Source organism: uncultured Arcobacter sp. (genome assembly GCF_937982575.1).
Taxonomy (GTDB): Bacteria; Campylobacterota; Campylobacteria; order Campylobacterales; family Arcobacteraceae; genus Arcobacter.
This window is the reverse complement of the sequence record NZ_CALJLR010000012.1, coordinates 12,956-37,267: the sequence shown is the minus strand read 5'-3', so window position 1 is coordinate 37,267 and position 24,312 is coordinate 12,956. Positions and strand designations below refer to the sequence as shown.

General features: G+C 28.4%; 35 protein-coding genes. 9 read left to right on the top strand and 26 right to left on the bottom strand.

Features of this window, described 5'->3' with window-relative positions; translation table 11 throughout:
* Positions 1-62: 62 nt before the first annotated feature.
* From Q0617_RS09325 to Q0617_RS09310, 4 genes are all read right to left on the bottom strand, one after another.
* Entirely contained in the window at positions 63-422 is a 360-nt protein-coding gene (locus tag Q0617_RS09325; RefSeq protein WP_298752784.1) for a type II toxin-antitoxin system PemK/MazF family toxin, read from the bottom strand.
* A gap of 94 nt (positions 423-516) precedes the next feature.
* A complete protein-coding gene (gene radC / locus Q0617_RS09320; protein ID WP_298752782.1) occupies positions 517-1,179 on the bottom strand; it encodes a DNA repair protein RadC in 663 nt (220 codons plus the stop codon).
* A 77-nt stretch (positions 1,180-1,256) separates the two neighbouring features.
* The gene (gene xseB / locus Q0617_RS09315) at positions 1,257-1,457 is read right to left on the bottom strand and encodes an exodeoxyribonuclease VII small subunit (protein WP_298752780.1); all 201 of its coding nucleotides are present in this window, start codon (positions 1,455-1,457) and stop codon (positions 1,257-1,259) included.
* Positions 1,454-2,560, bottom strand: a complete 1,107-nt coding sequence (locus Q0617_RS09310; protein ID WP_298752778.1) for a homoserine O-acetyltransferase — start codon at positions 2,558-2,560, stop codon at positions 1,454-1,456. The genes xseB and Q0617_RS09310 overlap by 4 nt, the downstream gene beginning before the upstream one ends.
* A 150-nt stretch (positions 2,561-2,710) precedes the next feature.
* Here Q0617_RS09310 and Q0617_RS09305 point away from each other — a divergent pair, with 150 nt between their 5' ends.
* A complete protein-coding gene (locus tag Q0617_RS09305; protein ID WP_298752776.1) occupies positions 2,711-3,445 on the top strand; it encodes a dienelactone hydrolase family protein in 735 nt (244 codons plus the stop codon).
* A gap of 22 nt (positions 3,446-3,467) precedes the next feature.
* Here Q0617_RS09305 and Q0617_RS09300 read toward each other — a convergent pair whose 3' ends face one another.
* From Q0617_RS09300 to Q0617_RS09290, 3 genes are all read right to left on the bottom strand, one after another.
* Entirely contained in the window at positions 3,468-3,917 is a 450-nt protein-coding gene (locus tag Q0617_RS09300; protein ID WP_298752773.1) for a protein tyrosine phosphatase family protein, read from the bottom strand.
* 139 nt (positions 3,918-4,056) lie between these two features.
* Positions 4,057-4,878: an SDR family oxidoreductase gene (locus Q0617_RS09295; RefSeq protein ID WP_298752771.1), complete on the bottom strand. Its 822-nt coding sequence runs from the start codon at positions 4,876-4,878 to the stop codon at positions 4,057-4,059.
* An 87-nt stretch (positions 4,879-4,965) separates the two neighbouring features.
* Positions 4,966-6,798, bottom strand: coding sequence for an ABC-F family ATP-binding cassette domain-containing protein (locus Q0617_RS09290; protein ID WP_298752769.1), 1,833 nt, complete (start codon positions 6,796-6,798; stop codon positions 4,966-4,968).
* Between the two features lie 117 nt (positions 6,799-6,915).
* Here Q0617_RS09290 and dctP point away from each other — a divergent pair, with 117 nt between their 5' ends.
* From dctP to Q0617_RS09265, 5 genes are all read left to right on the top strand, one after another.
* Positions 6,916-7,977, top strand: coding sequence for a TRAP transporter substrate-binding protein DctP (gene dctP, locus Q0617_RS09285; RefSeq protein WP_298752767.1), 1,062 nt, complete (start codon positions 6,916-6,918; stop codon positions 7,975-7,977).
* A gap of 10 nt (positions 7,978-7,987) precedes the next feature.
* Entirely contained in the window at positions 7,988-8,251 is a 264-nt protein-coding gene (locus tag Q0617_RS09280) for a hypothetical protein (RefSeq protein WP_298752765.1), read from the top strand.
* Positions 8,252-8,370: 119 nt separating this feature from the next.
* On the top strand, positions 8,371-9,450 hold the full coding sequence (locus Q0617_RS09275; protein ID WP_298752763.1) for a YeeE/YedE family protein: 1,080 nt from the start codon (positions 8,371-8,373) through the stop codon (positions 9,448-9,450).
* 58 nt (positions 9,451-9,508) lie between these two features.
* Positions 9,509-10,123 carry an acyl carrier protein phosphodiesterase gene (locus Q0617_RS09270; RefSeq protein ID WP_298752761.1) on the top strand — a complete coding sequence of 205 codons (615 nt, stop codon included), beginning with the start codon at positions 9,509-9,511 and terminating at the stop codon, positions 10,121-10,123.
* A gap of 56 nt (positions 10,124-10,179) precedes the next feature.
* A complete protein-coding gene (locus tag Q0617_RS09265; RefSeq protein ID WP_298752759.1) occupies positions 10,180-10,668 on the top strand; it encodes a type II toxin-antitoxin system antitoxin SocA domain-containing protein in 489 nt (162 codons plus the stop codon).
* 24 nt (positions 10,669-10,692) lie between these two features.
* On the opposite strand, the gene Q0617_RS09260 is transcribed toward Q0617_RS09265, so the two are convergent.
* The 3 genes from Q0617_RS09260 to Q0617_RS09250 all read right to left on the bottom strand — a co-directional run bounded on the left by Q0617_RS09260 (position 10,693) and on the right by Q0617_RS09250 (position 12,199).
* Positions 10,693-10,920, bottom strand: a complete 228-nt coding sequence (locus tag Q0617_RS09260) for a hypothetical protein (protein ID WP_298752756.1) — start codon at positions 10,918-10,920, stop codon at positions 10,693-10,695.
* Between the two features lie 62 nt (positions 10,921-10,982).
* Entirely contained in the window at positions 10,983-11,378 is a 396-nt protein-coding gene (locus tag Q0617_RS09255) for a hypothetical protein (RefSeq protein ID WP_298752754.1), read from the bottom strand.
* Between the two features lie 71 nt (positions 11,379-11,449).
* Positions 11,450-12,199 (bottom strand): metallophosphoesterase family protein, encoded by a 750-nt coding sequence (locus Q0617_RS09250; protein ID WP_298752752.1) that lies wholly within the window; start codon positions 12,197-12,199, stop codon positions 11,450-11,452.
* Between the two features lie 242 nt (positions 12,200-12,441).
* Here Q0617_RS09250 and Q0617_RS09245 point away from each other — a divergent pair, with 242 nt between their 5' ends.
* Together Q0617_RS09245 and Q0617_RS09240 are read left to right on the top strand one after the other, a co-directional pair.
* Positions 12,442-13,641, top strand: coding sequence for an FAD-dependent oxidoreductase (locus tag Q0617_RS09245; RefSeq protein ID WP_298752750.1), 1,200 nt, complete (start codon positions 12,442-12,444; stop codon positions 13,639-13,641).
* Positions 13,642-13,688: 47 nt separating this feature from the next.
* Positions 13,689-13,970, top strand: a complete 282-nt coding sequence (locus tag Q0617_RS09240) for a DUF3144 domain-containing protein (protein WP_298752747.1) — start codon at positions 13,689-13,691, stop codon at positions 13,968-13,970.
* A 45-nt stretch (positions 13,971-14,015) separates the two neighbouring features.
* Here the strand turns inward: Q0617_RS09240 and Q0617_RS09235 are convergent, their stop codons facing one another.
* The 9 genes from Q0617_RS09235 to Q0617_RS09195 form a co-directional block, all read right to left on the bottom strand.
* A complete protein-coding gene (locus tag Q0617_RS09235) occupies positions 14,016-14,141 on the bottom strand; it encodes a hypothetical protein (protein ID WP_298752745.1) in 126 nt (41 codons plus the stop codon).
* Positions 14,142-14,265: 124 nt separating this feature from the next.
* Complete coding sequence (locus tag Q0617_RS09230) at positions 14,266-14,706, bottom strand: gamma-glutamylcyclotransferase family protein (RefSeq protein WP_298752743.1); 441 nt, start codon at positions 14,704-14,706, stop codon at positions 14,266-14,268.
* A gap of 39 nt (positions 14,707-14,745) precedes the next feature.
* Entirely contained in the window at positions 14,746-15,093 is a 348-nt protein-coding gene (locus Q0617_RS09225; RefSeq protein ID WP_298752740.1) for a hypothetical protein, read from the bottom strand.
* Between the two features lie 170 nt (positions 15,094-15,263).
* Positions 15,264-15,722, bottom strand: coding sequence for a cupin domain-containing protein (locus Q0617_RS09220; protein ID WP_298752738.1), 459 nt, complete (start codon positions 15,720-15,722; stop codon positions 15,264-15,266).
* A gap of 101 nt (positions 15,723-15,823) precedes the next feature.
* Positions 15,824-17,974, bottom strand: coding sequence for a transporter substrate-binding domain-containing protein (locus Q0617_RS09215; protein WP_298752736.1), 2,151 nt, complete (start codon positions 17,972-17,974; stop codon positions 15,824-15,826).
* An 87-nt stretch (positions 17,975-18,061) separates the two neighbouring features.
* Positions 18,062-18,310, bottom strand: a complete 249-nt coding sequence (locus tag Q0617_RS09210; RefSeq protein WP_298752735.1) for a GIY-YIG nuclease family protein — start codon at positions 18,308-18,310, stop codon at positions 18,062-18,064.
* Positions 18,310-18,573, bottom strand: coding sequence for a hypothetical protein (locus Q0617_RS09205; RefSeq protein ID WP_298752733.1), 264 nt, complete (start codon positions 18,571-18,573; stop codon positions 18,310-18,312). The genes Q0617_RS09210 and Q0617_RS09205 overlap by 1 nt, the downstream gene beginning before the upstream one ends.
* Before the next feature lie 30 nt (positions 18,574-18,603).
* Entirely contained in the window at positions 18,604-18,957 is a 354-nt protein-coding gene (locus tag Q0617_RS09200) for a hypothetical protein (protein WP_298752732.1), read from the bottom strand.
* A gap of 111 nt (positions 18,958-19,068) precedes the next feature.
* Positions 19,069-19,665, bottom strand: coding sequence for a LysE family translocator (locus Q0617_RS09195; protein WP_298752731.1), 597 nt, complete (start codon positions 19,663-19,665; stop codon positions 19,069-19,071).
* 112 nt (positions 19,666-19,777) lie between these two features.
* Here Q0617_RS09195 and Q0617_RS09190 point away from each other — a divergent pair, with 112 nt between their 5' ends.
* On the top strand, positions 19,778-20,659 hold the full coding sequence (locus Q0617_RS09190) for a LysR family transcriptional regulator (RefSeq protein ID WP_298752728.1): 882 nt from the start codon (positions 19,778-19,780) through the stop codon (positions 20,657-20,659).
* A 36-nt stretch (positions 20,660-20,695) separates the two neighbouring features.
* Here Q0617_RS09190 and Q0617_RS09185 read toward each other — a convergent pair whose 3' ends face one another.
* The 7 genes from Q0617_RS09185 to Q0617_RS09155 all read right to left on the bottom strand — a co-directional run bounded on the left by Q0617_RS09185 (position 20,696) and on the right by Q0617_RS09155 (position 24,299).
* Positions 20,696-21,325 carry a LysE family translocator gene (locus Q0617_RS09185; protein WP_298752726.1) on the bottom strand — a complete coding sequence of 210 codons (630 nt, stop codon included), beginning with the start codon at positions 21,323-21,325 and terminating at the stop codon, positions 20,696-20,698.
* 192 nt (positions 21,326-21,517) lie between these two features.
* The gene (locus tag Q0617_RS09180; protein ID WP_298752724.1) at positions 21,518-21,811 is read right to left on the bottom strand and encodes a Txe/YoeB family addiction module toxin; all 294 of its coding nucleotides are present in this window, start codon (positions 21,809-21,811) and stop codon (positions 21,518-21,520) included.
* Positions 21,805-22,050 carry a type II toxin-antitoxin system Phd/YefM family antitoxin gene (locus tag Q0617_RS09175; protein ID WP_298752723.1) on the bottom strand — a complete coding sequence of 82 codons (246 nt, stop codon included), beginning with the start codon at positions 22,048-22,050 and terminating at the stop codon, positions 21,805-21,807. Before Q0617_RS09175 ends, Q0617_RS09180 begins: the two co-directional genes overlap by 7 nt.
* A gap of 155 nt (positions 22,051-22,205) precedes the next feature.
* Positions 22,206-22,472, bottom strand: a complete 267-nt coding sequence (locus tag Q0617_RS09170; protein WP_298752721.1) for a hypothetical protein — start codon at positions 22,470-22,472, stop codon at positions 22,206-22,208.
* Complete coding sequence (locus Q0617_RS09165; RefSeq protein WP_298752719.1) at positions 22,469-22,765, bottom strand: toxin; 297 nt, start codon at positions 22,763-22,765, stop codon at positions 22,469-22,471. Before Q0617_RS09165 ends, Q0617_RS09170 begins: the two co-directional genes overlap by 4 nt.
* A 134-nt stretch (positions 22,766-22,899) precedes the next feature.
* A complete protein-coding gene (locus tag Q0617_RS09160; protein ID WP_298752718.1) occupies positions 22,900-23,202 on the bottom strand; it encodes a hypothetical protein in 303 nt (100 codons plus the stop codon).
* An 83-nt stretch (positions 23,203-23,285) separates the two neighbouring features.
* Entirely contained in the window at positions 23,286-24,299 is a 1,014-nt protein-coding gene (locus Q0617_RS09155; RefSeq protein WP_298752717.1) for a DUF3800 domain-containing protein, read from the bottom strand.
* Between the last annotated feature and the right edge of the window lie 13 nt (positions 24,300-24,312).

Sequence of the window (24,312 nt, the reverse complement as noted above, 5' to 3'; positions counted from 1 at the left end):
CCGCCACAAATGTGACCGCCCAAATTCTTTATGTGATATTATATAAGAATTAAGAAAAAAAATCAACCATAATGAAATACCTCTTGAACTTTTTTTAATATTAAATTTTTTAATGTTTTATTGATATACTTTTTCTCAACTTTTAAAACTCTTGATTTATCTATAAATCTAAGTTGGTCAAGTTTTATAGTACTCTTTTTAATCAAATTTAAACCAAAATCCTTTTTTTCTAAAACTATATTTACATCAGGATAGTCATTGTCTCTATCTTTATATTCTGTTATAGGTACAACAGCAACAACTTTATTAACCTTATTAGTTAATAAAAATGCCATATGATAATACGAAAACTCATGCAAAAGGTTTAGCCCATGAGGGTAATCTTCTAAAGAGAAACATTCTTCTTTTAATTGTCTTTGCATTTGTTTTAAAAATATATGTTTAGTTTCCCCAAATTCTACCCAAACTATGAACCTATTTCTATATCATAAAGTTTTATTCTTTTATTAAACATCTTCACAATACGCCCTCTTCTTGTAAACTAACAAAGCCCTCATTTGTAAATATCACATGATCAAGAAGTTCTATACCTAGAATCTTTCCTGACTCTTTTAGTCTTTGTGTTACATTTATATCTTCAGTACTTGGTTTTAATATTCCACTTGGGTGATTGTGAGCTACTATTATGCTGGCACAGCGTTTTTCTATAGCATGGCTAAATACTTCTCTTGGGTGAACTAGGCTTTGATTTAGAGTTCCTATTGTGATGATTTTAGTTTCTAGTAGATTGTTTGCTCCGTCTAAATATAGAGTTAGGAAGTATTCTTGGCGTTTGTTTTTGTAGGGTTTTAGCTCTTCGTATACATCATTTGCGCAGTTTATTTTGTAGTTTTGTGTATCTATTAAATATCTTTTTGATAGTTCTATTGCGGATATTATTTGACTAGCTTTTGCAGTTCCTAGTCCGTGTATTTTAAGTAGGGTTTTTAAATCTATATTTTCAAAGTTTGAGTCAAAGAATTTTTCTATTTCGTGGGATAGTTTTATGACATCTTTGCCTTTTACTCCACTTCCAAGTAATACAGCTATAAGCTCATAGTTTTTTAAAGAACTAAGACCATACTTTAGTAGTCTTTCTCTTGGTTTATCTATACTTTGTAATTGATTTATTGTCTTCATAAACTCCTCCTAACCCTTAAGAAAAGTTTATCAAATATTTTTAATAGTTACAAAAAATATATCAAATTGTTATATTTTTACTTGTCAGATAGTTCTTCGAATTTTAATTTTGCAGTTTCCAGTAGTTTTTGAGCATCTTCTATCTCTTTCATACCATTTTTGTATATTTCAACAGAAGAACTTAAAGTAATATCTGGGTTTGATAACTTTTCTAACAACTCTTTAGCACTTTCTATTTTTTCTTCGAAGCTTAACTCTTCTTTTGTCTCTTCACTCATATTTTTCCTTCTAATATATCAACTACATAGTCTTTAAATTTATCAAGTTCCACTAAAAATGAATCATGTCCATGAGATGATTCTACCATTTTATAGGTTACATTTTCCATATTCATATCTTTCATCGTTGTATATATCTCTTCCATCTCTTTTGGAAAAAACAAAACATCATCAGAAAATGAGATAAGATGAAGAGTAGATTTTATCTTTGCTAGGGCATCAGGTAACTTGTCTGTACCCCTTGCTGCATCAAAGATATTCATAGTTTTACAAACATATAAATATGATAAGGGGTCAAAGATTTTTGGGAAATTGTAGGCGTTATATTCTAAATATCTCTCCACCTCAAACCTTCCAAAAAGTTCATAAAGTCCATCTGTTTCTACATAATTTCTACCAAACTTATTTTCCATAGATGTAGGACCTACATAAGCTATAAGTCCTGCCATTCTTCCAATAGCAAGTCCTGGTAAACCGTTTGCTATAAGGTCATCTTTTGTATAGTTTCCATCTTTGAAAGCTGGGTCGTTTCTTATGGTTTCCATTGCTATTTTATTTACAGCAATAGCCCAAGGTCTTGTATATGCCGTTGTTGCCATAGCGATAATTGTATCTGCAAAGTTTGGATACTCTATTGAGTAACAAAGAGCTTGCATCCCACCCATACTTCCACCAATGACAGCTTTTACATGATGTATTCCAAGTGAGTCAAAAAGTATTTTTTGGGCTTTTACAATATCACTTACTACTAAAACTGGAAACTTAAATCTGTAAGGTTCATCTGAGGGTAACATAGGACTCATAGGTGATGTTGAACCAAAAGATGAGCCTATATTGTTTGTACATATTACAAAGTATTTGTTTGTATCTACTGTTTTTCCATCGCCAATAAAATTATCCCACCAGCCAGGCTTTGCTTCATTTTCATAACGTCCTGCTGCGTGGTGCGAGCCACTTAGGGCATGGCAGATTACTATTACATTTGATTTGTCTTCGTTTAGTTCACCATAAGTTTCATATTTTATTTCATAAGGTTGGAGTATTCTTCCACTTTCAAGGTATAAGGGGCTTGTAAATTTAGCTGTTTTTGTCTCTATTTTCAAAAAAATCCATTTTATTTAATTGTTATATTCTAACAAAAGAATTCTAAAACAATTATTTCAATAAAAAGCTTGTTTAAAATTAATAAAATTTATTAAGTTTTATATATTGAAAAAAGATGTAAGATTTTTTAAATATACAAGGAGAATAAAATGAAAAAATTTATATTAATATTTTTATTTTCTACTATTTTTGCCTTTGCAAATGGTAGTTTTGTAAGTTATGAAGTTGATGGGAAAGAGTATGAAGGGTATTATAGTTCACCTTCAAAAGATGCTCCTCTTATTTTTATGGTTCATGATTGGGATGGGCTTACAGATTATGAAGTAAAAAGAGCAAAAATGCTTTATGATATGGGCTATGCAACCTTTGCAGTTGATTTGTTTGGAAAAGGTATTAGACCAAATGAAACTGCTGAAAAGAAAAAGTTAACAGGTGAGCTTTATCAAAATAGAGCAAAAATGAAAAGACTACTTTATGCTGGTTTAAACAAAGCAAAAGAACTAAAAGCCAATGTATCAAATGCAGTGGGTATTGGATACTGTTTTGGAGGGTCTGCAATTTTGGAACTTGCAAGAAGTGGTTCTGATTTAAAATCATATATTCCTTTCCATGGAGGATTAACAACACCTGAGGGTGAAGACTATAGTAAAACAAAAGGTTCAATTGTTGTCTTTCATGGTAGTGCAGATAAATCTGTTAGTATGCAAGATTTTGCAAATCTAACTATGGAGTTAGAAAAAGCAGGAGTAAGTCATGAAATGATAACTTATAGTGGTGCACCTCATGCTTTTAGTGTTTTTGGCTCAAATAGATACCATAAAAAAGCAGATGAAAGTTCTTGGAAAAGATTTACAGAAATATTAGAATCAACACTTAAAAAATAAAAAGAGAATCTCTCTTTTTATTTTAGCTAAGTTCCTCAAAGCTTGTTTTCATAAGCTCTTGCCATTTTTTATCAGGAGACCACTCTTGCATCATTGATAAATCAATTTTATCAAAAGGTGTTTGTAAAAAATATTTGTGATATACATACATAAAAGCACTGGCTCTATAGTTTAAAGCACAATGTACAAGTACTTTTTTATCCTCAAGTGAAGATAATAAAGTTAAAAAGAGTTTTAAATTCTCAATTGTAGGATTTTCAAAATCCACAGGAATATGAATATACGTCATACCTAAAGTTGAAACTATTTTATCTTCATTATCTAAAGCATTTGTTGCAGTTGATAAAGCTAGATTAATAACAACATCAAAATCATCTTTTAAGATAGTCTCAAACTGCTCTTTTGTAGGCTGACCAGAAGTTGATATCATGTCATTGATTTTAATATAGTTTAAAATAGTTTCAGAATTCATATTACATTAACTCTTCTAATTTGATTTTATCCTTAATAATATCGCTTTTAGTTTGAAAAACATCTAAAAATAATAAACTTGGGCTTAATTGTTTTCCCAAATTTATTATCTTTTTTATAAAGTTTTTGATTTAACTTTCTTATATTCCAAAGGTATCTTTAATTTTTTGTTCAAAATCTTTATCACTTAACTCTTTTCTCAATGGAACAAATGTTTCAGCTTCAACTCCAACTGGAATCGAAATATAACTTTTTTCATCTTCAATAATATTTTTTATTGCATCTGCAATTGGTTGTGGACGTGGACCTTCATTTATCGCTTTTCCTACTATTGGAACAAAATGAGCTACTAAATCTTTATATGGTGAATTTTCATTTGTAGTTTGAGGATTTGCTACTAAACCATTTTTTACAAAATTTGTACCAAATAATCCAGATTGAATAGAATGCACTCTAATGTTAAATGGTGCTACTTCAAACCTCAAAGAATCAACAATACCTTCAACTGCATATTTAGAAGCGTTGTAATGTGCAAGTAGAGGTAGTCCCATTTTTCCTAAAAAAGAGCTAATATTGATAATTATACCCTCTTTTGCTTTTCTCATATATGGTAGAACTTCTCTTGTTGTTTTAATCAATCCAAAAACATTTACATCAAATTGATTAAATATCTCTTCGTCTGTTCCTTCTTCAACTGTAGCTAATAACCCGTATCCTGCATTATTAACTAAAATATCAATTTTACCTTCATTTTGAATGACTGTATTAACCGCACTTTTAATTGAATCTGTTTTTGTCACATCTAAATAAACGTAATTGATATTTTGAATTTCTGATTTTGCTTGGTTTTTATTTCTAGTGCCTGCGTAAACTGTGTATCCATTTTGAGCTAAATAACTAGCTGTTATTTCACCCATTCCTGAAGTCGCTCCTGTGATTAAAACTACTTTACTTTTTGACATATCTTTTCCTTTTTTATTTTGATAGTAACAGAATAAAAAAGTAAAAAAATTGTCAAAAATCAATTTTTACAGTTATTTAAAATATTTTTACATTAACTCTTCTAATTTGATTTGATATTCGTCATTTATAGTATCAAGTTTTGTTTGAGAGATTTCTAAAGATTCAAATTTAGTTTCTGCTTCTTTTTCTAAAGTGGCTATCTCTTTTGATAGTTCCATTACTTTACTATTGTCACCTTTGTTTGTGAAATCTGCCAACTCCTCTTTTTTTGTATCTACTAAAGCCTCTATAGATATGATTTTTTTCTCTAGGGCTGAAATCTCTTTTTTTATAGGAGTTGCTATTTTACTTTTTTCTTGTACAAGTAAGGCTCTAAGTCTTTTGCTCTCTTTTTTATTTACTTTTGGTTTAGATTTTTTCTTTGGTCCTTCATCTTCATCTTCCCAACCTATTTTTTCTAAGAACTCATCATAAGTTCCATCAAAATAATCAGCACTCCCATTTGAGAAGATAATCAATCTATCACAAACTTCTCTTAAAAGTTCTTCACTATGCGTTACAATAATAGAAGAACCTTCAAAGTTCTTAATAGCTTGGGTTAAAGCTTCTATTGAACTCATATCAAGGTGGTTGGTAGGCTCATCTAAGAAAAGAACGTTAACTTCTTTTGCTAAGATTTTACCTAGCATTACCCTACTTTTTTCACCACCTGAAAGAAGTGAAACTTTTTTCTTAGCATCATCCCCTGAAAACATCATACCACCACAAATACGTCTAACTGTTCCTTCACCTAATTTGTTATTTGAAAGGTAAACTTCATCCATAACTGTATTATCTGGGTTTAGGTGTGAAATATTTGTTTGACCAAAGTGTCCAAAGGTTGTACTTGTATGTAGTTCTGTAACTCCATGTAAAGCTTTTAATTCACCTGCAATAGTATTTAGAAGTGTAGATTTACCTTTTCCATTTTTCCCTATGATTCCAAGTGTTTCACCCTTTTGTAGAGTAAATGAAATATCTTTAAAAAGTATTTTGTCTTTTTTGTATCCAAAGCTTAAATCTTTTACGTCAAGTAATACTTTTGCAGGAGTATCTTTATAATTGAAATCAAAACTTAGTGTTGAATCAAAATTCAAATCATCTAAAATATCCATCTTTTCTAGCTGTTTTACTTTTGATTGTGCTAAGTTTGCTGTTGATGCTCTTGCTTTATTTTTGGCAATAAACTCTTCTAGCTGTTTTACTTTTTTATCTTGTGAAGCTTTTTGTTTCTCGTGGTGTTCATCTTCTTCTTTTAACTTGTCATAAAACTTATGGGTATCACCTTTTACTACTTTTAAGTTACGTCTAACTAATCCCATAGTGTGAGTTGTAACTGCATCCATGAAGTCTCTATCATGGGTGATAATAATAACTTCACCATCAAAGTTTTTTAAAAATATTTTTAACCATCTTAATGAAACAATATCCAAGTAGTTTGTTGGCTCATCAAGAAGTAACAGATTTGGCTCTGTTAAAAGTAGTTTTGCTAGGTTTATTCTGATTTGGTATCCACCTGAAAAAGACAGAGGATCTTTCAATAAATCCTCTTGTGAAAATCCAAGTCCAAAAAGTATCTTTTCTACTTTATAAATATCATATTTATGCTCTTCACTAAGAGCAAGTGCTGCTTCATCAGTGATAGTTTTTTCTGTAAAAACAAGATGCTGTTTTAAAGCACCTATTCTATAGTTTTTTGGTTTTAATACTTCTCCAGCATCTGGGTGCTCTTCATCTAAAATCAATTTGAAAAGAGTAGATTTTCCACTACCATTTCTTCCTACTAATCCAATCTTATCTCCAGAGTTTAATCTAAAGGTTACTTCATCGAATAGTGTTTGTTTACCAAAGCTCTTTGACACGTTTGAAAGTTCTATCATATATTCTTCTTTTTTATTAATTGAAAGGGGATTATACGCAAGGGGAGTTTATAAGCTTATTAGAAGAGAACTTTTGTGTATAATTACGGATTAATTTTACTGCTAAAAGGGAAAAAAATGAGAAATCTAAAAAATATAACAATACTTATTGTTTCACTATTTTTAACAACACAGCTAATAGCAAAAGATAAAGTGTATAAGCTAAAGATGGCTACAACATGGGGTCCAACACTATCTCCACTAATTGATGCTGCACAAAATATGGCAAAATATGCAAATGAAATGTCAAATGGTAGATTACAAATAAAAGTTGATAGTGCAAATAAACACAAATCACCTTTTGGTATTTTAGATATGGTAAAAGCTGGGCAATATGACATGGGACATAGTGCTTCATACTACTTTAAGGGTAAAGATATAAATACTTTGCCATTTACTTCTATGCCTTTTGGTTTAACTGCACCTGAACAATATGCTTGGTTTTATGAAGGTGGTGGATTAGAACTTATGCAAAAAGTTTATGCAAAACATAATGTTTTATCATTTCCAGGGGGAAGTACTGGTGTTCAAATGGGTGGTTGGTTTAGAAAAGAGATAAAATCACTTGATGATTTACAAGGTCTTAAAATGAGAATCCCAGGTTTTGCAGGTGAGATTATGGCAAGAGTTGGAGTTCAAGTTACAAATATAGCTCCAGGTGAGCTTTATACTGCACTTGATAGAAACTCGATTGATGCTTTAGAGTGGGTGGGACCATCAATGGATATAAAAATGGGCTTTCATAAAATAGCACCTTTTTATTATACAGGTTGGCATGAACCAGCAAGTGAAATGAACTTTATGGTAAATAAAAGAGTATTTAATAAGCTACCAAAAGATTTACAGAAAATATTAACTATCTCTATGAGAGTGGCTGCTTATGATATGTATATTCAAAATTATGATATGAATGCAACAGCTTGGCAAAAGATGAAAAGTGAATATCCAAACATAAAAGTAACAACTCTACCAAGTGATGTTATGAAAGCACTTAAAAAAGCAAATAGTGAACTTAGAGTTGAACTTGGTGCACAAAGCCCTCTTTTAAAAGAAGTTTTAGATTCACAAGATAACTATATAAAAAGAGTTAGAGAATGGACAAAAATGTCTGACTTCTTGTACTTAAAAGATAATATATAAGGAGAATAAAGTGGATTATATAAAAAATTTAGAAAAACTACTAAAAGATGATGTTTTAGTAGAGATAAATGAAACTATCAATGGTATAAAAAGTGCATTGGATAAAAAGAAAAATGATAAGGCTTTAAAAGATGAGTTAAAGTATATGAATGATGTAAAAAAATACTTTGATGAAGTCTTAATTGATATAGAGAAACAAACCATCACTCAAGAGGAAGCGTTAGATATTCTTGAGGGATTGGAAGATATGAGAGTAGAAAACCAAGAGGTCTAATTTTAAATAATCACACCATAAAATAATTTAATTTTTTTAACTAACTTATTTTATAGTTTTTATTTAATATAATCCCTTTTTATTACAATAATAAATTATAATTATAAGTTAGGAAAAATATGTTTGAATTAGAAATTTACGAAACTATAAATATCTTAGGTCTAATACTTGGAATGGTATTTGGAATGATTGCCCAAAAAAATCAATTCTGCTTTAGTGGCTCTATTAAAGATTATATCTTAACAAAATCTACAAAAAGAGGTGCTTCTGTTGTCGTAGCAATGATTGTAGCTATAATTGCTACAACATTAGTGAGTTCATATTTTGAATTGGATTTAACAAAAACAGTCTATTATAAACAAGATGTAAACTACTTTATTATCATATTTGGTGGACTTCTATTTGGTACTGGTATGATGATTGCTGATGGATGTAGCAATAGACACCTTATAAAATTTGGACAAGGTGATTCAAGATCACTTATTACATTGGTTTTTATAGCTATATTTGGTTTTGCAACTGCAAAAGGGCTTATTCAAGGTTATCTAAGCCCAATAACTAATAATGAAACATTATTGGAAATATCATCTATGATTGAAAATAGCACTATGAATATTTATGTAGTTTTAGCTGTTTTATTTGTGATTTTGTTTTTATTGACTAAAAGTATCAAAAGAATTTTTACTTTAGTAGATGGTTTTTTAATAGGTTTACTAATAGCAGCTGCTTGGGCAATAACTGGTGTTATGGGTGAAGAGAGTATGGAAAGACTAATTGAGCTTTCTGGTGTCTCTTTTATATATCCAACTGCCAAAAGTTTAGAACTGTTTATGTTCTACCAAGTAAATGAATTCACTTTTCCTATTGCTTTAGTATGCGGTATGATACTTGGTGCTTTTACCATGTCATATTTTAACAAAAAATATAGCTTTGGATGTACTGCAACTCAAAAAGTAAATAGAGTAACATACAATATGATTGGTGGAGCTTTAATGGGAACTGGTGGTATTTTATCTATTGGTTGTACAGTTGGACAAGGGTTAACAGGTATGTCAACTTTAGCTTTTGCTTCATTTTTAGCTATTAGTTCAATCTTTATTTCAGGAGTAATTACTGCAAAGATTTTAAACAAATCTGGCAAACTTCCTATGTGTTTTCTTTTTGAATGGAATGACACGCCACCTGATTATACTATATAAAAAACTCTAGTTATAAAAGTTTACTTCTTATTAAAGTAAACTTTTGTACTTTAAACTTATGAATTGGCTTGCACATATATTTTTATCAGAACATAATATAGATTTTCAAATAGGCAACTATTTAGCTGATCCCTTAAAAGCAAAAGCTTGGATGGGAGCAAATGAAAATATAAAAGATGGAATGAAAATACATAAACTAATAGACTCCTATACTGATAAGCACCCTACTTTCAAACAAAGTAAAAATAGACTTGGAAACACTGGCTTACTTAAAGCTGTTGTTATTGACTTGACATATGATTATTTACTTACAAAAAATTGGCATAGATACTCAAATATAACTCTTGATAAGTTTTTAGAAGACTTTTATATAAAAGCAAATGCAAATATGCATACTCTGCCAAATGAAGCAAAACAAAAACTACAAAAGCTAATAGAGTTTGACTTATTAAATAAATATCAAAACTTAGAGCACTTAAATCAATCATTTAATAGAGTTGATAAAAGAATCTCTAATAGAGTGTTAAAAAGAGATAATGTTAGTAGATATTATGAGATAGTATGCGAAAATATCGATAAAATTGAAGATGATTTTTTACTATTTTTTCCACAACTTTGCAATAAAGTTAAAGAAAATGTAAATAGTAGTAAATTGAGGCATTGGAAGATTTAATATCTTTATGTTTTATTTTGTATACTTCGATAATTAAATAAAAGGAATGTTCAAATATGGATATGACAAAAGTAGCAAATGTAATTTTATATATGTTACACAAGCAAGTAAAACTGTTAAACGATAAAAAGCTTTCAATACTTCTTTTTTTGATGGATTATAACCATCTTAAATATTGTGGTAAAAAGATATTTGGTGATGAGTATATAAAAGGTGCAAGAAGTCCTGAACCAAAACTACTATCAGAACTTTTTGATGTGATTATAAGTGAAGAGATTTTAGAAGATGATGATGAAAGAGTTTTCTTCATCCAAGAGATACTTGACAATGTAGATATTGATATTATTGAAAGAGAAACTTTCACTGAGATAAAATTTATAGAGATTGGTATAGAGTATGATGAAGATTTATTTGATGATGACGAGTTAAAAACAATCAATAAATTAGTAAATCAATACAAAGACTCAACACAAAGAGTTATTGCAAATGACACCTTTAAAATAGATGAATATAGAGCAAAAGAAAAAGGTGAAGTTATTATTTAAAGTGTAGAACTTAGGTTCTATACTTTATTTTTTATTTTTCTTTTTAGAAGCCTTTGCCATTTTTGCTTTTTTCTTTGCTTTTTCTTTTGCTAGGGCTAAATTTGCAGCTTTTCTAGCATTTACTTTTTGTTCGTTTTCATATCTTTCTTGAGAAAATCCAACTTTTACTGCATTTTTATTTTGGTTTGCAGTTGCAGCTATTTTTTCTGATTTTACACTTTTTACACTATTTGTATTTAAACTTTTTGACATACTTTGACCTATTTTGAAATTATTGTATTATATTTAAAAGTTGGTAAGAAAATGATTACTTTTTATAGTAAGAAGCTATCTATGAGTGATTTTATTTTTATTTTATCCCTATCACATATTATAAAATGTCCTTGAATAGATAAATCTGAAATATCCCCCAATAATATCTTATCCTCACTATTTGTAAATAGATGAACATTTGTTCCAGAGATACCACCAATTGATATTTTTAGTGAACTTTTATCTAACTTATTTAAATAACGTGAACCCCTTGAAAAACCAATATAGACCTTTGCTTTAGGTATCTTAACACCTGACAAGTTTTTCTCTTGAGAATCAATGACTTCATATGAATATGATTTGATAAGTTCGATTACTGAGTTATTGATTTGATCATGTTGTAGGAGTGTTCCAGAAGATGGATTTCCTTTGATATAGACGATGTCGTAATTTTGCATAAATACTCTTTGTTTATAAAATACTATAAACAAATAAAGAATCTATAGAGTGAAACTATATCCAAATAATATTAAGAAGGGAGTATTTTACCTGTTCTTAATGTATATGCCCAGTCATCTCTTCCATGACTTTGAGCTTTTAGGGCTGCATTTTCAAAATCATATGCAACTTTTACTAACTCAATATTATATTGGCTTGAATCAACATCTAAAATTATATATGTGGCATCAGGAGAATTATTTTCTATAATATGTGGATTGGGTAACTCTTCTTTGAAGGCTTGAAGACCTACAGAGCCAGGATTTAGTACAACTTGACCTGTGCTAAGGTTTGCACATCTAGGAGTATGTGAATGACCACAAACTACAAACTTAGACTCTACATCATCAAGAAGCTCTATAATCTTTTTTTCATCCCTTAAAACAGCTTTTCCACTACTAATATCTTCAAGTAAATAAACACTATCATCATGTTGTGTACCATGGGTTACGTACAAATCAGCCCCTAAAAACTTCTCAAAAGGCAAATCCTGTATCCAATATAAAACCTCTTCTCTTAGGTCTTCATATGCATATTTTAAAATATCATCTTCTTCTAACTGTGCTAATGAGGCTTCAAGTATCTTTCTATCTTCATTTCCACAGATATTAAAAAAGTTGTTATCTCTTAGTAACTCATAAGTAGCTCTAGGCTCAATAGGACCATAAAAAGCATCCCCCGCATTTATCATCATATCAACTTTTTTGCTCTTAGCATCAGCAATAACAGCTTTTAGGGCATAAACATTTGAGCAGATATCAGATAAAATCGCTATTTTCATTTTGGGTGTTCCTATTTTGTTCAATTTTTGAAAGTATAACAAAAAAGATTTTACTTTTCATTTATCTTTATTTCAAAAAAATATTTTTTTGTAAAAGTAGTGTAATCATAAATTTTCAAAAAGAGAAAATCGTAATAAAATATTTAAGCTTAAAAGAATTCTATTTTTATACAATAATTGTAATAACTTAATTTAAAAATAAATTTTAATAAAGAATTTGTAGTTAAAAAGGAGTTTTTCAGATGGAAAAAGTAGTAATAATTGGTGGAGGTTATGCTGGGTTATATGCCCTAAGAGAACTGGTAAAAGATAAAAATATCAAGATAACACTTATAGATAGCAATACCTTTCATAATCTACAACCTGAAGTATATGACTTAATAGCAAACAAAGTAGAGATTTCTGATGTAGCAGTTGACTTGGCAACCTTATGTGTAGGACTTGATCACAGCTATTTAGAGTATAAAAACTTAAAAGTTACACAGATTGATTATGAAAAAAAAGTAATAAATACAGCCGAAGAAGAGATTATTGAGTTTGATTATTTAATTATTGCAGCTGGAACAAGAACCTCCTTTCCCCCATCTATTTCTGGCATAAATACTGCCCATGATATTAAAAAACTCAACTGGGCAATCTACTTTAAACAGTGTTTTGAAAATAGGCTTTTTAAGAAAATCCAATATGAAGTAAAAGAGTCTAATAACATCGAAATAATAGTTGTGGGAGCAGGTTTATCTGGTGTTGAAATTGCAGCTGAAATGGCATACAACTCTAAGAAGTTTTTTAAAAGGGGTAATTTTACTTGTGATAATCTAAAAATATCTCTTATTAGTAGTGCAGATACAATTTTACCAGGCTTAGATTCTGAGTTGATAAGACTATCTCAAAAAAGACTTAAATCTCTTGGTATCGAAGTTATTACAAATACAAAACTTAAAAAATGTGAAGATGAAATAGCTTACTTTACCAATGGCACAAAAAAAGAGTATTCTTTTTTAATCTTTGCAGGTGGGATAGAAGCATCTAAGCTTACAGAGGAACTTGATGTACAGAAAAATAAAAAAGGTCAAATTATTGTAAATGAATATATGCAAACTAGCAAATATGAAAATATTTTTGCCATTGGAGATGTGGCAGAAATTAAGAATGAAAAAGATGAAATAATGCCTCCAAATGTAACTATTGCTAAAATTAGCGGTATAAATGCAGGACAAAATATCCTCAATATAATAAATAACAAACAACTTATTAAATCTAAGCCAAAACTAGATGGTATCCTAATTGCTCTTGGTGGGAAATATGCAGTGGGGAGTATTTATGGACTCTTTCATGTAAAGGGTCGTATAGCATATGAAATCAAAAAATTTGTATTTTATTCATATAAAAAGCCACTGTTGAGGCTAATAAGTGAAGGATATAATAAACTAAGAAATATATAAACTCATAAGTTAGATTTAAATATAATTGGAAAAAGTTAGGATATACAATGGCTGAAAACAACAATGGATTTTTAAAAAGAGCAGATGAGCATATAGCACTTGCAAATGAGCAAATGAATGATACGACAACACAAGGTGATGTAAGTGCCTCATTTATGTATGCAGCAGCGAGATTTAATGCTTGGATGGCAGCAACCTCATTTGAAAAAGCAGAAGATATGACTAAAGAAAAAGATAAAATAGTAGAGTACTTCTTAGGTCAATATGAACTAGCACTAAAAGAACATATAGATTTTCATGTTCAAAATTATGATTTTGGTGAAAAATAATAAAAAATAAAATCTTTATCAGGTAGTGAAAAAAGAACTATAGTTTTATTTGTTTTCTTGCTGTTCTATTTGTGTATTTGTTGCTTTTATTGATTCGTATTTATTTACCAAGACCACAAACATATAAGCAACTGCAGCTACAATTATTGCTATTATAAAAATATTTCTCATTCTTAATCCTATAAAAAATTCAAAATATAATAGCAGTTTATAATTTAGGATTAGATTGCGTATGTCTAAAAGTAGGAGAATTTCACCCTATTTTAGTATTTATGAAAAGTTCATTTAAAAGCTTCTACTCATGTGGCTCAACTAACCTATACACCCAAACTGATTTGCCATCTTGCAAGAGTAGTTCTATACGCTCATAGCGCACACCCAAACGTTCATATCTATCAAGTGCTCTCAACTCATCGGCATTTACTTTTATAACTTCCCCTTTAGTTACCATCTTAGGACCTGTTTTAATGTTTAATTTATCTTTACGAAAGCCAACTAATGCTGAGGGCTCACTCTCTCCTGCCCTACCCATTACTAGCCAGCGAACCCAAGGTTTTGTTAATGTTCCATATACAAAAACTGAATAAGTAGTGTTTTCATCAATGGGAGGTAAATTCTCAGGAGGATTATATAAAAAAGGGCTAGAGAAGGTAAGCCAAAGATATGCAATAGCTAAAATAAGTAGGCAGAATAAGCTTACGAAGAGATATTTTATTGCTTTTTTTAAAGAGTTCATCTGTTTTATCTACACTAAACTCTTTTATTAAAGAAAGTGTTATTTAACACTTTCTTTTACATTTTCATAGCTATTTTCAACTTCATCTTTAACTTTCTCTAAAGTCTCTTCTGTTTTATCACTAGCATCATTTAATGCATCTTCTGCATTTTCACCAGCCTCTTCTAATGCAGCTTTTGTTTCATTGGCAGCATTTTCAATAGAGTCTTCACCATTATCAATAATATCTTCAGTTTTATCAGCAACATCTTCTGCTTTATCAGAAACATCTTCACTTTTATCTTGAATTGTCTCTTTGACATTATCCATTTTGTCTTCAACGCTATTGTCAGTACAACCTTGTAGTATAAAAAATAAGAAAGGCACTAGTAGTAATAATTTTTTCATTTTAAATCCTTTTAATGCTAATAAAATTAGTAAAAAACAATAATTTTAATATATATAAATACTGTTTTATTACTTTTTAGCACTAAATAAGAATAACATTTTAAGCTTATTTTTTTCTTAAAAAAATTATTTTAACTTAAAAAAGATTATTCTTTTTATATATAATTTTATTATTTATTCCATTTTGGCTCAAAAGCTACTCTCTCTCCATCATCTGTAGTGTACTCTTCCAATGAGTTTTCTTTTGATTGAATTACTATGTATATCATTGTCTCATCAGAATCATTTCTAATACCTCTTATGCCAGAAGGTGCTACACGAATAACAGAGCCTTCTTTTATTTCAAAGACTTCTTTATCAACTTGAAAAAAGCCAAATCCTTTTAAGATAATATATGTCTCTTCATTTTTATAATGTATATGAAAATAAGGTTGTTCTGTCTTTGCTGCTAATGAATTTAATGAAATCTCAGTACCAGTTGATTTTGTAGCCTCTTTTAAAAAAACTTTTCCCTCTATTTTGTTTTTATTTACTTTATGAATAAGTGAGTATTCCATTAATTCATCTAAGTTACCTAAGTCAACTGCTGTGTAGTTTTTATCTTCTTTTATTGTTTCAATATTTTTCATGGCTTATCCTTTTTTATACTTGACCATATAGTCAAGTATAAAAGTCTATTATATTAAAACTGAAGTATAAATAAATATAAAAATAATAAGTATAAATTATGCTACTTTAAATGTAGCACAACTTTATTTCTACCTGTCTCTTTTGCTTCATAAAGTGCACTATCTGCTCTTTTAATCATAGACTCAATTGTATCACCGTCTTTAAATATAGAGATACCAAAACTTACAGTTTTTCTTCCAACTATATCAAAATCATGGTTTTGTATATCTACTCTAATGTTTTCAATTATTTTTATTATCTCTTCTTTTTGTGCTTCAAAACAAACAATAATAAACTCTTCCCCACCATATCTTCCTGCAAAATCAGTTTTTCTAATACTATTTCTTAATATGTTTGCAATCTCAATGAGTACTTTATCTCCAATTTGATGACCATAGGTATCATTAACTTCTTTGAAGTGGTCTATATCTAACATAGTAAGACTAAAGTTGCAATTGAATCTTTCACATCTATTTATTTCAAGTTTTAATAACTCTTCTAGTTTTCTTCTGTTATATAAATTTGTAAGATTATCTATGGTTGCTAGTTTTTCTAACTTCTTGTTTTTTTCTTCAATATCTTTTTGTGCTTGTTTTAATAAATCATTGGCTTTTGTGATTTTTCTATTCCAATAAATAATAAGGAAAAATATAAAAATAGCCCCTGCAATAACTTTCCACACTAAACTATAATCAATACCTCTTTCATACTTGATTGAACTCCATTTATTTAAAATTTCACTGTACATTTCAGCAGGGATACTATTGACTGCTTTTTGCATCACGTTTAGTAAAACTTCATCGTCATTTCTTACTGCAATTCTGAACTCTAATTTTTCTGATAATTGACCTGCAATTTTTAGCTCTCCAAAATATTTAGTTTGGAATTCATGTCCTATTGCAGCCAAAGCATCAATATATGCAAAAATTTTGCCCTCTTTGACTTGATCTAATCCTTCATCAATATTGTTAATTTCCACAATATTCAAATATGGATATTTTTCTTTTAATGTCTCAACAAATCCATAACCTTTTGTAATACCAATCTTTTTGCCCTTTAAATCTTTCATTTCATTGATAAATGAATCATCTATTTTATTTGCTATAACTAATGGTATTTCCAAGTAAGAATCTGTAAAATTTATGTATTTTTTTCTCTGTGGCGTTTCCATACTAAGAGCTAACATATCACATTTTTTTTGTTTTAAATAATCTAAAGATTGACTCCAGCTTGAGGTTTTGACAAGATTAAACTTAGCAGAAAGGATTTTTTCAAAGAGTTTATAATAATCTGAACTCATCCCCGTATGTTCACCTTTTTCATTTAATCCTTCAAAGGGTAACCAAATTGGGTCTATACAGTATTTTATGACATTACGGTCTATGTATGCTGTTTCCTTTTCACTTAACTGGATATGTTGAGTGCCATACTCCCTAATAGTTCCAATCCATTTATTTGCCAGTTTATTTCTTTCATCTTTAGTAAAAGAGTCTAAAGATTTTTGTAAAATAGACTTAAGTAGTGGATACTTGGGTTGTACTCCAAACCGCAAATCTTCTACAGTTTTATTTGCAACAGTAAATTCATCAGCTAATATAATATTGGTGTAACCATGTTTTTTTATTAAATAATTTATAGCTGTTAGATTCTCAATAACTGCATCAATTCTATGGAGGGATAAATCTCTTGTTAATTCCAATAAACTTGTATAAGGTTTTATCTCAAAAGTTCCTAAACTTTCTAATTCTTCTTGATAAAATATATCTTTTGTAATACCAACTTTTTTATCTTTTAAACTTTCAGGACCATTATATACTCCAAAATCATCCCTTAAAAATATCATAATAGGTATATCATAATAAGAAGTTGTAAAAAGTGTAAAAGCTTCTCTGTCTTTTGTATATGAAACACTTGATATCATATGGACTTTTTTGTCTTTAAATGCGTTAAAAGCCATACTCCAAGAACCTATGACTTTTTCAAAAGTAAGTCCCGATTTTTTTGAGATAATTTCAAGTAAATCGTGTTCAAACCCTACAGGTTGACCCTCTTCAATAAAGGTAAAAGGTGTGTAATCTTGCATCATAGAGATTGTAATTTTAGGATGTGTTGATATAAAGTCTTTTTCCTCTTTTGTAAGATTAAGAGGTTGAGCTATAGCTTGAATAGTTAAATAAGAAATTATAATTAAATGTACTAGTATTGTTTTCAACTTAAATATCCTTAGTAATATTTTAATATTAGCTAATCTTATGTTAAAACATATAATTTATTTATCTTTTATTCTACTCTTTTTATATCAACGATTTTCTATTAGTTCAAGTTTTTTTATTCTTGTAAGTTTTTTAATTGCATACTCACGCTTTGATGCACTACTTCTATCAATTGCCGACTCTTCATAAAGCAACTTTACTGGACGTCTAGCTTTTGTATATTTTGCACCCTTATCAGATAAGTTATGCTCATCCAATCGTTTTGCTACATCTGTTGTAATTCCCGTATATAAACTTCCATCACAACACTCAAGAATATAAACAAAATAGGACATTAGTCTTTACCACTTTTCTTTTTGGGTGGTGGTAATAACTTATTAAAATCATAAGGAACAATATTATTCTCTATTCTTTCAGTAAAATCATATAACTTTATACAAACACCCAATAAGATAGGCCATACAAATATTTGATTTATTATTGGTACATCAAAGGATAAACCAATAATAACACCTAATATACCTATTAAGATCAAGTATTTATCTATTTTTTTTGCTTTTAATAATTTATAATATTCTATTATTTTGTTTTTAAACATAATATTTTCCTTCTCATCAATGCCAATATATCATTTACTATTTTCCATATTGTTCTTTGATTTTTCAATATATAAAATAAGAGATTTTTTAAAATGCATAATATATAATAATATCAAAATAACTAATACAACTGTCACAACTAAAAGATAAGTAGTATTTAAAACAGCTAAGCCAATACCTGATACTACACCTAAACCAGCTAATGATATAATAAAAAAGAACAATACCCTACCATATATACTAAAAGTATTTGAAGCAAAAATCAATAACTTTATAGTTGAATAAATACTACTATTCATATAATCCAAAAGTTTATCATGACCTTCAAGTGTTTTAATACCAGATGCAAATTCATCCATCTCTTTATCAATTTTTTTAAGCATCCAAGTTCCTAAATTATCTAATTATTTTGAAAATAGTTTACTTGAATTTTATTTTGTTTATAATTAAGTATTCTTTTCCCATAATTTCTATCATCTATACTTAATAATAAATCAAAATAACATCCAAAATGCAACACATATCAACATAGTTCCAAAAATATATCCTTGAAATTTAACAGATTTTTTAGACATAAACTTCTGAGATAAACTAGCCCCAACAAAAGCCCAAGAAATAGTGGCACATGTAGTCAAAATACAAATACCAAAGGAAAGAATACTTACTTGGAGTATTTGATTTGAATTAATATCTAAAAATTGAGAAAACATCACAAATATCACTGTCATGACTTTTATGTTTAAAAGTTGTAGAATAACTCCATCAAAAAAACTAGGTGGGTTTAGTTTTGACTCTTTACTATTAGCTTGTGATAAATAAAATAATTTATATGCTAAGTAGATTAAATATAATGAACCTGCATATTTTATATATTTAAACAACACTGGATAGTTTTTTATAAAGTCACCTACCCCTAAACCAATTGCAAAAGCTTCTAAAAGAACCATTAAATTTATACCTAAGATAAAAGGCATAGACTTAACAAGTCCAAATTGACCTCCCAAAGAAGCCATTGCAATATTTGCAGGTCCGGCTGAAAATACCAAAGGAAATAGCATACCTAACCAAAGAAAAAATTTACTTTCAAACATTTTATAATCCTCATAAAATTTATACTTTATATTATTTTATCAGAGAAAAATCTATTCATATATCAAATATGTTATAATTAACAATTCGATTTTTTAGATATAAAGGTTTATTTTGGATTTAAAATATATTAAAACTTTTAAAACAATTATTGATGTAGGTAGTTTTTCTAATGCCTCTTATACATTAGGGTGTACTCAATCTACAGTAACTTTTCATATACAACAATTAGAAAAAGAATTAAATTTAAAACTGTTTGAAAAAGTTGGCAGAAAAATGCTTTTAACTCAAGAAGCAAAAGAAATAATGCCATATTTTGACACTATTACTAACTCTATCGATGAACTAATAAACTATCATAAAAGTACCAGTGAAATACAAGGTATATTAAGAATTGCAATGCCTGAAACACTTTTAATTTATAAAATGCAAAATATATTGATAGAATTTAAAAAAAAGGCTCCAAATGTACAATTATCATTTCAAGGAACAAATTGTTATGATGTAAAAAAACAATTAATTAATGGAAACATTGATTTAGGAATCCATTATAATATAAGTAGCTATACAGACTCCATAATAACTCACAATATAAAAGATTTTAATCTTACTCTTGTAGCATCAAGTTCTTTAGAAAAGAAATATTTAAATTTTTTAGAAGATAAACAATTAAAACCTTTTTCAATTGCAAGTAACCATCCTCAAGCACCTTATAAAAAATATTTGACTAAATACTTACAAAATAAAAATATTACTATGAGAAAAACTCTAGAATTAGGAAGTATAGAAGCTGCAAAAAAATGTGTAATCTCAAACTTAGGAATTGCATATCTTCCTAAATTTACAGTTGAAGAAGAGATAAAAGATGGAAAAGTAATTGAGTTGAATCATAACATTGAAAAAAGAAAAATAAAAGCAATATATGCCTATCATAAAAATAAACATATTACAAAAGCTATGAGCTTATTTATTCAATTGTTAAATGAAATGTTATAAAACACTAACAACTTATCTTTGTTAATAATGATAGTCTTACTTTTCACTTCCAAAAATTAGCTTTAACCCAACAGCAGCAAAAATAGTTCCAACTATTCTATCAATATATTTTTTAAAATCAAAATACTTATGTACTACAGATTTACTTGAAAATATAAAGGCATATCCTACAAAAACTAAAATACCAAAAGGAAGGCATACAATAACTGGTAAAAATATAGAAGTGTTTTGAGCATTATTTGGTAAAGCGATTGCAATAATTGCAATCCATACTGCAATAGCTTTTGGGTTTAATAGATGCATTAATAAGCCAGATAAAAAATAACTAATATTAGACCCAGCTTTTAATGTAAAATCAGTCTTCTTATTGTTTACATCAAATGAAAACTTAAAAGACTTATATGCCAAATATAAGAAGTAAACTCCACCTAAAATCTTTAATATATAAAGAAAATTTGCATACTCATTTAAAATAGGTTGTAATCCACTTGTCGCTAAAAATCCCCAAAAAAATGACCCTGTAGTTATTCCCAAAGCTAAAAAAACACCTGCTTTTCTACCAGAGTAAATTGAGGTATGAGCTATGGCTAAATTACTAGGACCTGGACTTGCAATTCCTAAAAGATAAACTATCAAAGCTAAAAAAATACTAGAAAAAATATCCATCATAAAATCCTTAAAAATAAATAGATAATGAATTAATAAACTTATAGGTCTATTATAACATATTGTAAAAAAGTAAGCTAAAAGCCAATGAAGAGTTTGAATAAAGTATTGGGAATAACTTAGAGTATTATATTTTAAGAATCAGCAATTACCCAAGAAGTGGAGATTCAACCCCTGGGATGTAATTGTAATTTATTCTCCATAATGTGACCACATTCTATGGATTCTTACTACCTTGTCAGTTTCTTTTACTTCATAAACCAGTCTATGTTGAATATTTATTCTTCTAGAATATGTACCACTTAAATTACCAACTAGTTTTTGTCCTCGTGCCTGCGGGGTTACACCATAAGGGGGTGGATTTTGAAATGGATTTTTTCTAATAATCTCAATTAACTCTTTAGCATTTGGGCTTAAGTTAGCACTCGATAGTTTTTTAGCATCTTTTAATGCTAGTTTACTATAGAGTATTTTATATTTTACCATTCAATTTCTTCACTAAACTCACTATCTGGTTCATTCATCGAGTCTTGTATCGAAGATACCATATTTGGTATATTATTTAAATACAATGTCTCCTCTATAGCATTCCAATCTTCTTGGGAAAGCATAACCACATTATTTCTTTTCCCTGTTATAAGTATCGGTTCATGTGTTTGTGCCGTTTCATCCATCACATTATATATATCTGCTCTAACTTGACTTACTGACATAGTTCTTGTCATATCTGTCCTTAATAGTTAATTTTCAATATTGTACTTAATATCGTACGCTTTCTCAAGAGGTGTAAATTTTATGATAACAACCATAAAAATTAAATCTGGGAAGAGTATAATTTTTTTATTAATAGGTATTCTGTCCCCGGATTTTGTTATTATATCTACATATTTAAATGTATTTTATTTGATGCAAATTGATGTATTAAAACTTGGATAAGGTTTTGGTAAGGTACACCATTTTCTAAAGCTTTCTTCTTAAGTTCATAAATATCATTTTCATTAACTCTTATAGATATAGCTTTTTTCTTTTGGTGTTTTACATAAGACTGTAGTTCTAATAATCTTTTATCAATATTTTTTTTACTTTCCCATTCACCATTTTCAACACTTTGTAAAATGTCTTGTTCATATTCATCTAAATTAGTCATTTTGAGACTCCTTTATTATATTTCTTGTTCATTTGTCTTGAAGGAATAATTGTTTTTAAAAATATCGAAGTATCATCTTCAACATACGGGACTAAATAAACATAATTTTTTATTTCAATCAAAAGAATAAAGATATTTTGATTAGGATATTTTTCTTTATTTGGATGCTCAATATCATCCAACAAATTACCACTTTCAAGTGCCAATACCACATCTTCAAAACTTATATCTCTTTGTTCTTTTAAGAGTTCGTTTTTTTCAAGACTATATCGTATGCTTTTATTTTTAATCACTATTGATCACCTTTTTATATATACAATGTATTTTATTGTAATTAGAGAGAGATGTCAAGTTTATTTTTTTGATAACGGTTAAGGAGAGCAATATTTGACCCGCCCTTGGGTCAAATATTGGTTCCTGCGTTTTGTTATCTAATAATATATTTGATGTGCGTACCAATTTTATTATTTTTAATAATATCTATAAATTGTTTTATCGAAACTTCTTGTTCAGATTTTATATAATCTCCATTCCATATTGAAGTAAATGTTATTCCATTTTTTGAATAATTGAAAATTTTATTTAATTCATTAGATATATGAGCCAACTTACTTTCTTCAAAAATCCAAAATTCATCATTCCAATCAGCTTCATCTGAAAGAAAATCATGTAAATTAATATGCATCTTTTCGTAAGTATCCATTAAAATAATTTCAGTAATTAAACTCATGGTAATTTTTCCTTTTAGATAACGGTTGACTCTAGCCAATAAATGACCGCTAGGTCATTTATTGGTTACGAGGTTTTGTTATGTCATTTTATATGTTGCTCATAGCTTTTTAATTCTCCATTAGTAAAGTCTTGACCTACTCCATTCATACTTGTTTGTTCTATATATTCACACATTTTAGTACAAGAAAAAGTATCAATTTTATCTTCATGATGTGCTTTAGCAAATGAAACTACAAAGTCTGACAATTGTATTCCAAGACTGTTTTTTGAATCAATAAACTGAATACCATTTGAAAATATATTGTTTTTTGTCATATGAGCAAAGCTACCAAAAGCATCATCATTCATCTTATAGTTACAAGCTATATCTATGATATGATTCATTCCTTTGAAGATTTTACTATTGTAATCATGTTTAAATATTGCTTTCTTATTTGGATATGTTTTAATAGTATGCTCCATAATTAGTGGCAAGACAAAAAAATTAGGTAATAATTCTTTTTTATTAAAGTTGGATAAACACTCTTGAGGTTTTTGTTTAGCAAATTCAAAAATTGGATTCAATATATTAGTTAACTCTTCTGATTCATTTTGAATTACTTTTTTTTGTATTTTATTGATAAAATTTGATATTTCAATATAATCTTCATCTTCTATTAATGAATAAAAAGTTTTAGCATCACTATCTGTAAAATCTTCTAAAACTATGGCTAAGGCAATAAATCTATGCATTCTTTGTTGATACATATTTGACGGAACTTTAGGGTTTAGTCCAGAGTCAAAAAAAGTATTAAAAAAATGAATTTTTGGTAAATATTTTTTTTCAATAATTGTCAAAAGGCTAGTGATATTATAATGCTCAAAAAGTTGAAGTATTTGTTCTGAAATTATAGTTAAATTATTTTTATCTAAATCATTAAAATGTAATTCATTTTCATTATTTAAAATATTCATGAAATCATTTTTAAATTGTTCATTTTTATCAATATCAATTGGTGAAAATAAAGTAGCCATATAAAAATAAGGTTGGCTATTATCAAATAAATTTGTACCAGTATTTCCAGACTCATCTGCATATAGGTATATATTACTCATGTATTAATATTTC

Bases quoted from the DNA above. Each gene is read 5' to 3' on its own strand.
- Q0617_RS09260 (WP_298752756.1), bottom strand. From the start codon at position 10,920: ATGTCAAAAAGTTTAAATACAAATAGTGTAAAAAGTGTAAAATCAGAA.
- Q0617_RS09170 (WP_298752721.1), bottom strand. From the start codon at position 22,472: ATGACTAATTTAGATGAATATGAACAAGACATTTTACAAAGTGTTGAA.
- Q0617_RS09220 (WP_298752738.1), bottom strand. From the start codon at position 15,722: ATGAAAAATATTGAAACAATAAAAGAAGATAAAAACTACACAGCAGTT.
- Q0617_RS09185 (WP_298752726.1), bottom strand. From the start codon at position 21,325: ATGGATATTTTTTCTAGTATTTTTTTAGCTTTGATAGTTTATCTTTTA.
- Q0617_RS09290 (WP_298752769.1), bottom strand. From the start codon at position 6,798: ATGATAGAACTTTCAAACGTGTCAAAGAGCTTTGGTAAACAAACACTA.
- Q0617_RS09295 (WP_298752771.1), bottom strand. From the start codon at position 4,878: ATGTCAAAAAGTAAAGTAGTTTTAATCACAGGAGCGACTTCAGGAATG.
- Q0617_RS09235 (WP_298752745.1), bottom strand. From the start codon at position 14,141: ATGAGAAATATTTTTATAATAGCAATAATTGTAGCTGCAGTTGCTTAT.
- Q0617_RS09200 (WP_298752732.1), bottom strand. From the start codon at position 18,957: ATGCTTAAAAAAATTGATAAAGAGATGGATGAATTTGCATCTGGTATT.
- Q0617_RS09155 (WP_298752717.1), bottom strand. From the start codon at position 24,299: ATGAGTAATATATACCTATATGCAGATGAGTCTGGAAATACTGGTACA.
- Q0617_RS09180 (WP_298752724.1), bottom strand. From the start codon at position 21,811: ATGGTAAAATATAAAATACTCTATAGTAAACTAGCATTAAAAGATGCT.
- Q0617_RS09245 (WP_298752750.1), top strand. From the start codon at position 12,442: ATGGAAAAAGTAGTAATAATTGGTGGAGGTTATGCTGGGTTATATGCC.
- Q0617_RS09270 (WP_298752761.1), top strand. From the start codon at position 9,509: ATGAATTGGCTTGCACATATATTTTTATCAGAACATAATATAGATTTT.
- Q0617_RS09305 (WP_298752776.1), top strand. From the start codon at position 2,711: ATGAAAAAATTTATATTAATATTTTTATTTTCTACTATTTTTGCCTTT.
- Q0617_RS09225 (WP_298752740.1), bottom strand. From the start codon at position 15,093: ATGAAAAAATTATTACTACTAGTGCCTTTCTTATTTTTTATACTACAA.
- Q0617_RS09205 (WP_298752733.1), bottom strand. From the start codon at position 18,573: ATGTTTAAAAACAAAATAATAGAATATTATAAATTATTAAAAGCAAAA.
- Q0617_RS09265 (WP_298752759.1), top strand. From the start codon at position 10,180: ATGGATATGACAAAAGTAGCAAATGTAATTTTATATATGTTACACAAG.
- Q0617_RS09175 (WP_298752723.1), bottom strand. From the start codon at position 22,050: ATGACAAGAACTATGTCAGTAAGTCAAGTTAGAGCAGATATATATAAT.
- Q0617_RS09325 (WP_298752784.1), bottom strand. From the start codon at position 422: ATGCAAAGACAATTAAAAGAAGAATGTTTCTCTTTAGAAGATTACCCT.
- radC (WP_298752782.1), bottom strand. From the start codon at position 1,179: ATGAAGACAATAAATCAATTACAAAGTATAGATAAACCAAGAGAAAGA.
- Q0617_RS09275 (WP_298752763.1), top strand. From the start codon at position 8,371: ATGTTTGAATTAGAAATTTACGAAACTATAAATATCTTAGGTCTAATA.
- Q0617_RS09160 (WP_298752718.1), bottom strand. From the start codon at position 23,202: ATGAGTTTAATTACTGAAATTATTTTAATGGATACTTACGAAAAGATG.
- Q0617_RS09210 (WP_298752735.1), bottom strand. From the start codon at position 18,310: ATGTCCTATTTTGTTTATATTCTTGAGTGTTGTGATGGAAGTTTATAT.
- Q0617_RS09250 (WP_298752752.1), bottom strand. From the start codon at position 12,199: ATGAAAATAGCGATTTTATCTGATATCTGCTCAAATGTTTATGCCCTA.
- Q0617_RS09255 (WP_298752754.1), bottom strand. From the start codon at position 11,378: ATGCAAAATTACGACATCGTCTATATCAAAGGAAATCCATCTTCTGGA.
- Q0617_RS09240 (WP_298752747.1), top strand. From the start codon at position 13,689: ATGGCTGAAAACAACAATGGATTTTTAAAAAGAGCAGATGAGCATATA.
- dctP (WP_298752767.1), top strand. From the start codon at position 6,916: ATGAGAAATCTAAAAAATATAACAATACTTATTGTTTCACTATTTTTA.
- Q0617_RS09300 (WP_298752773.1), bottom strand. From the start codon at position 3,917: ATGAATTCTGAAACTATTTTAAACTATATTAAAATCAATGACATGATA.
- Q0617_RS09230 (WP_298752743.1), bottom strand. From the start codon at position 14,706: ATGAACTCTTTAAAAAAAGCAATAAAATATCTCTTCGTAAGCTTATTC.
- Q0617_RS09195 (WP_298752731.1), bottom strand. From the start codon at position 19,665: ATGTTTGAAAGTAAATTTTTTCTTTGGTTAGGTATGCTATTTCCTTTG.
- xseB (WP_298752780.1), bottom strand. From the start codon at position 1,457: ATGAGTGAAGAGACAAAAGAAGAGTTAAGCTTCGAAGAAAAAATAGAA.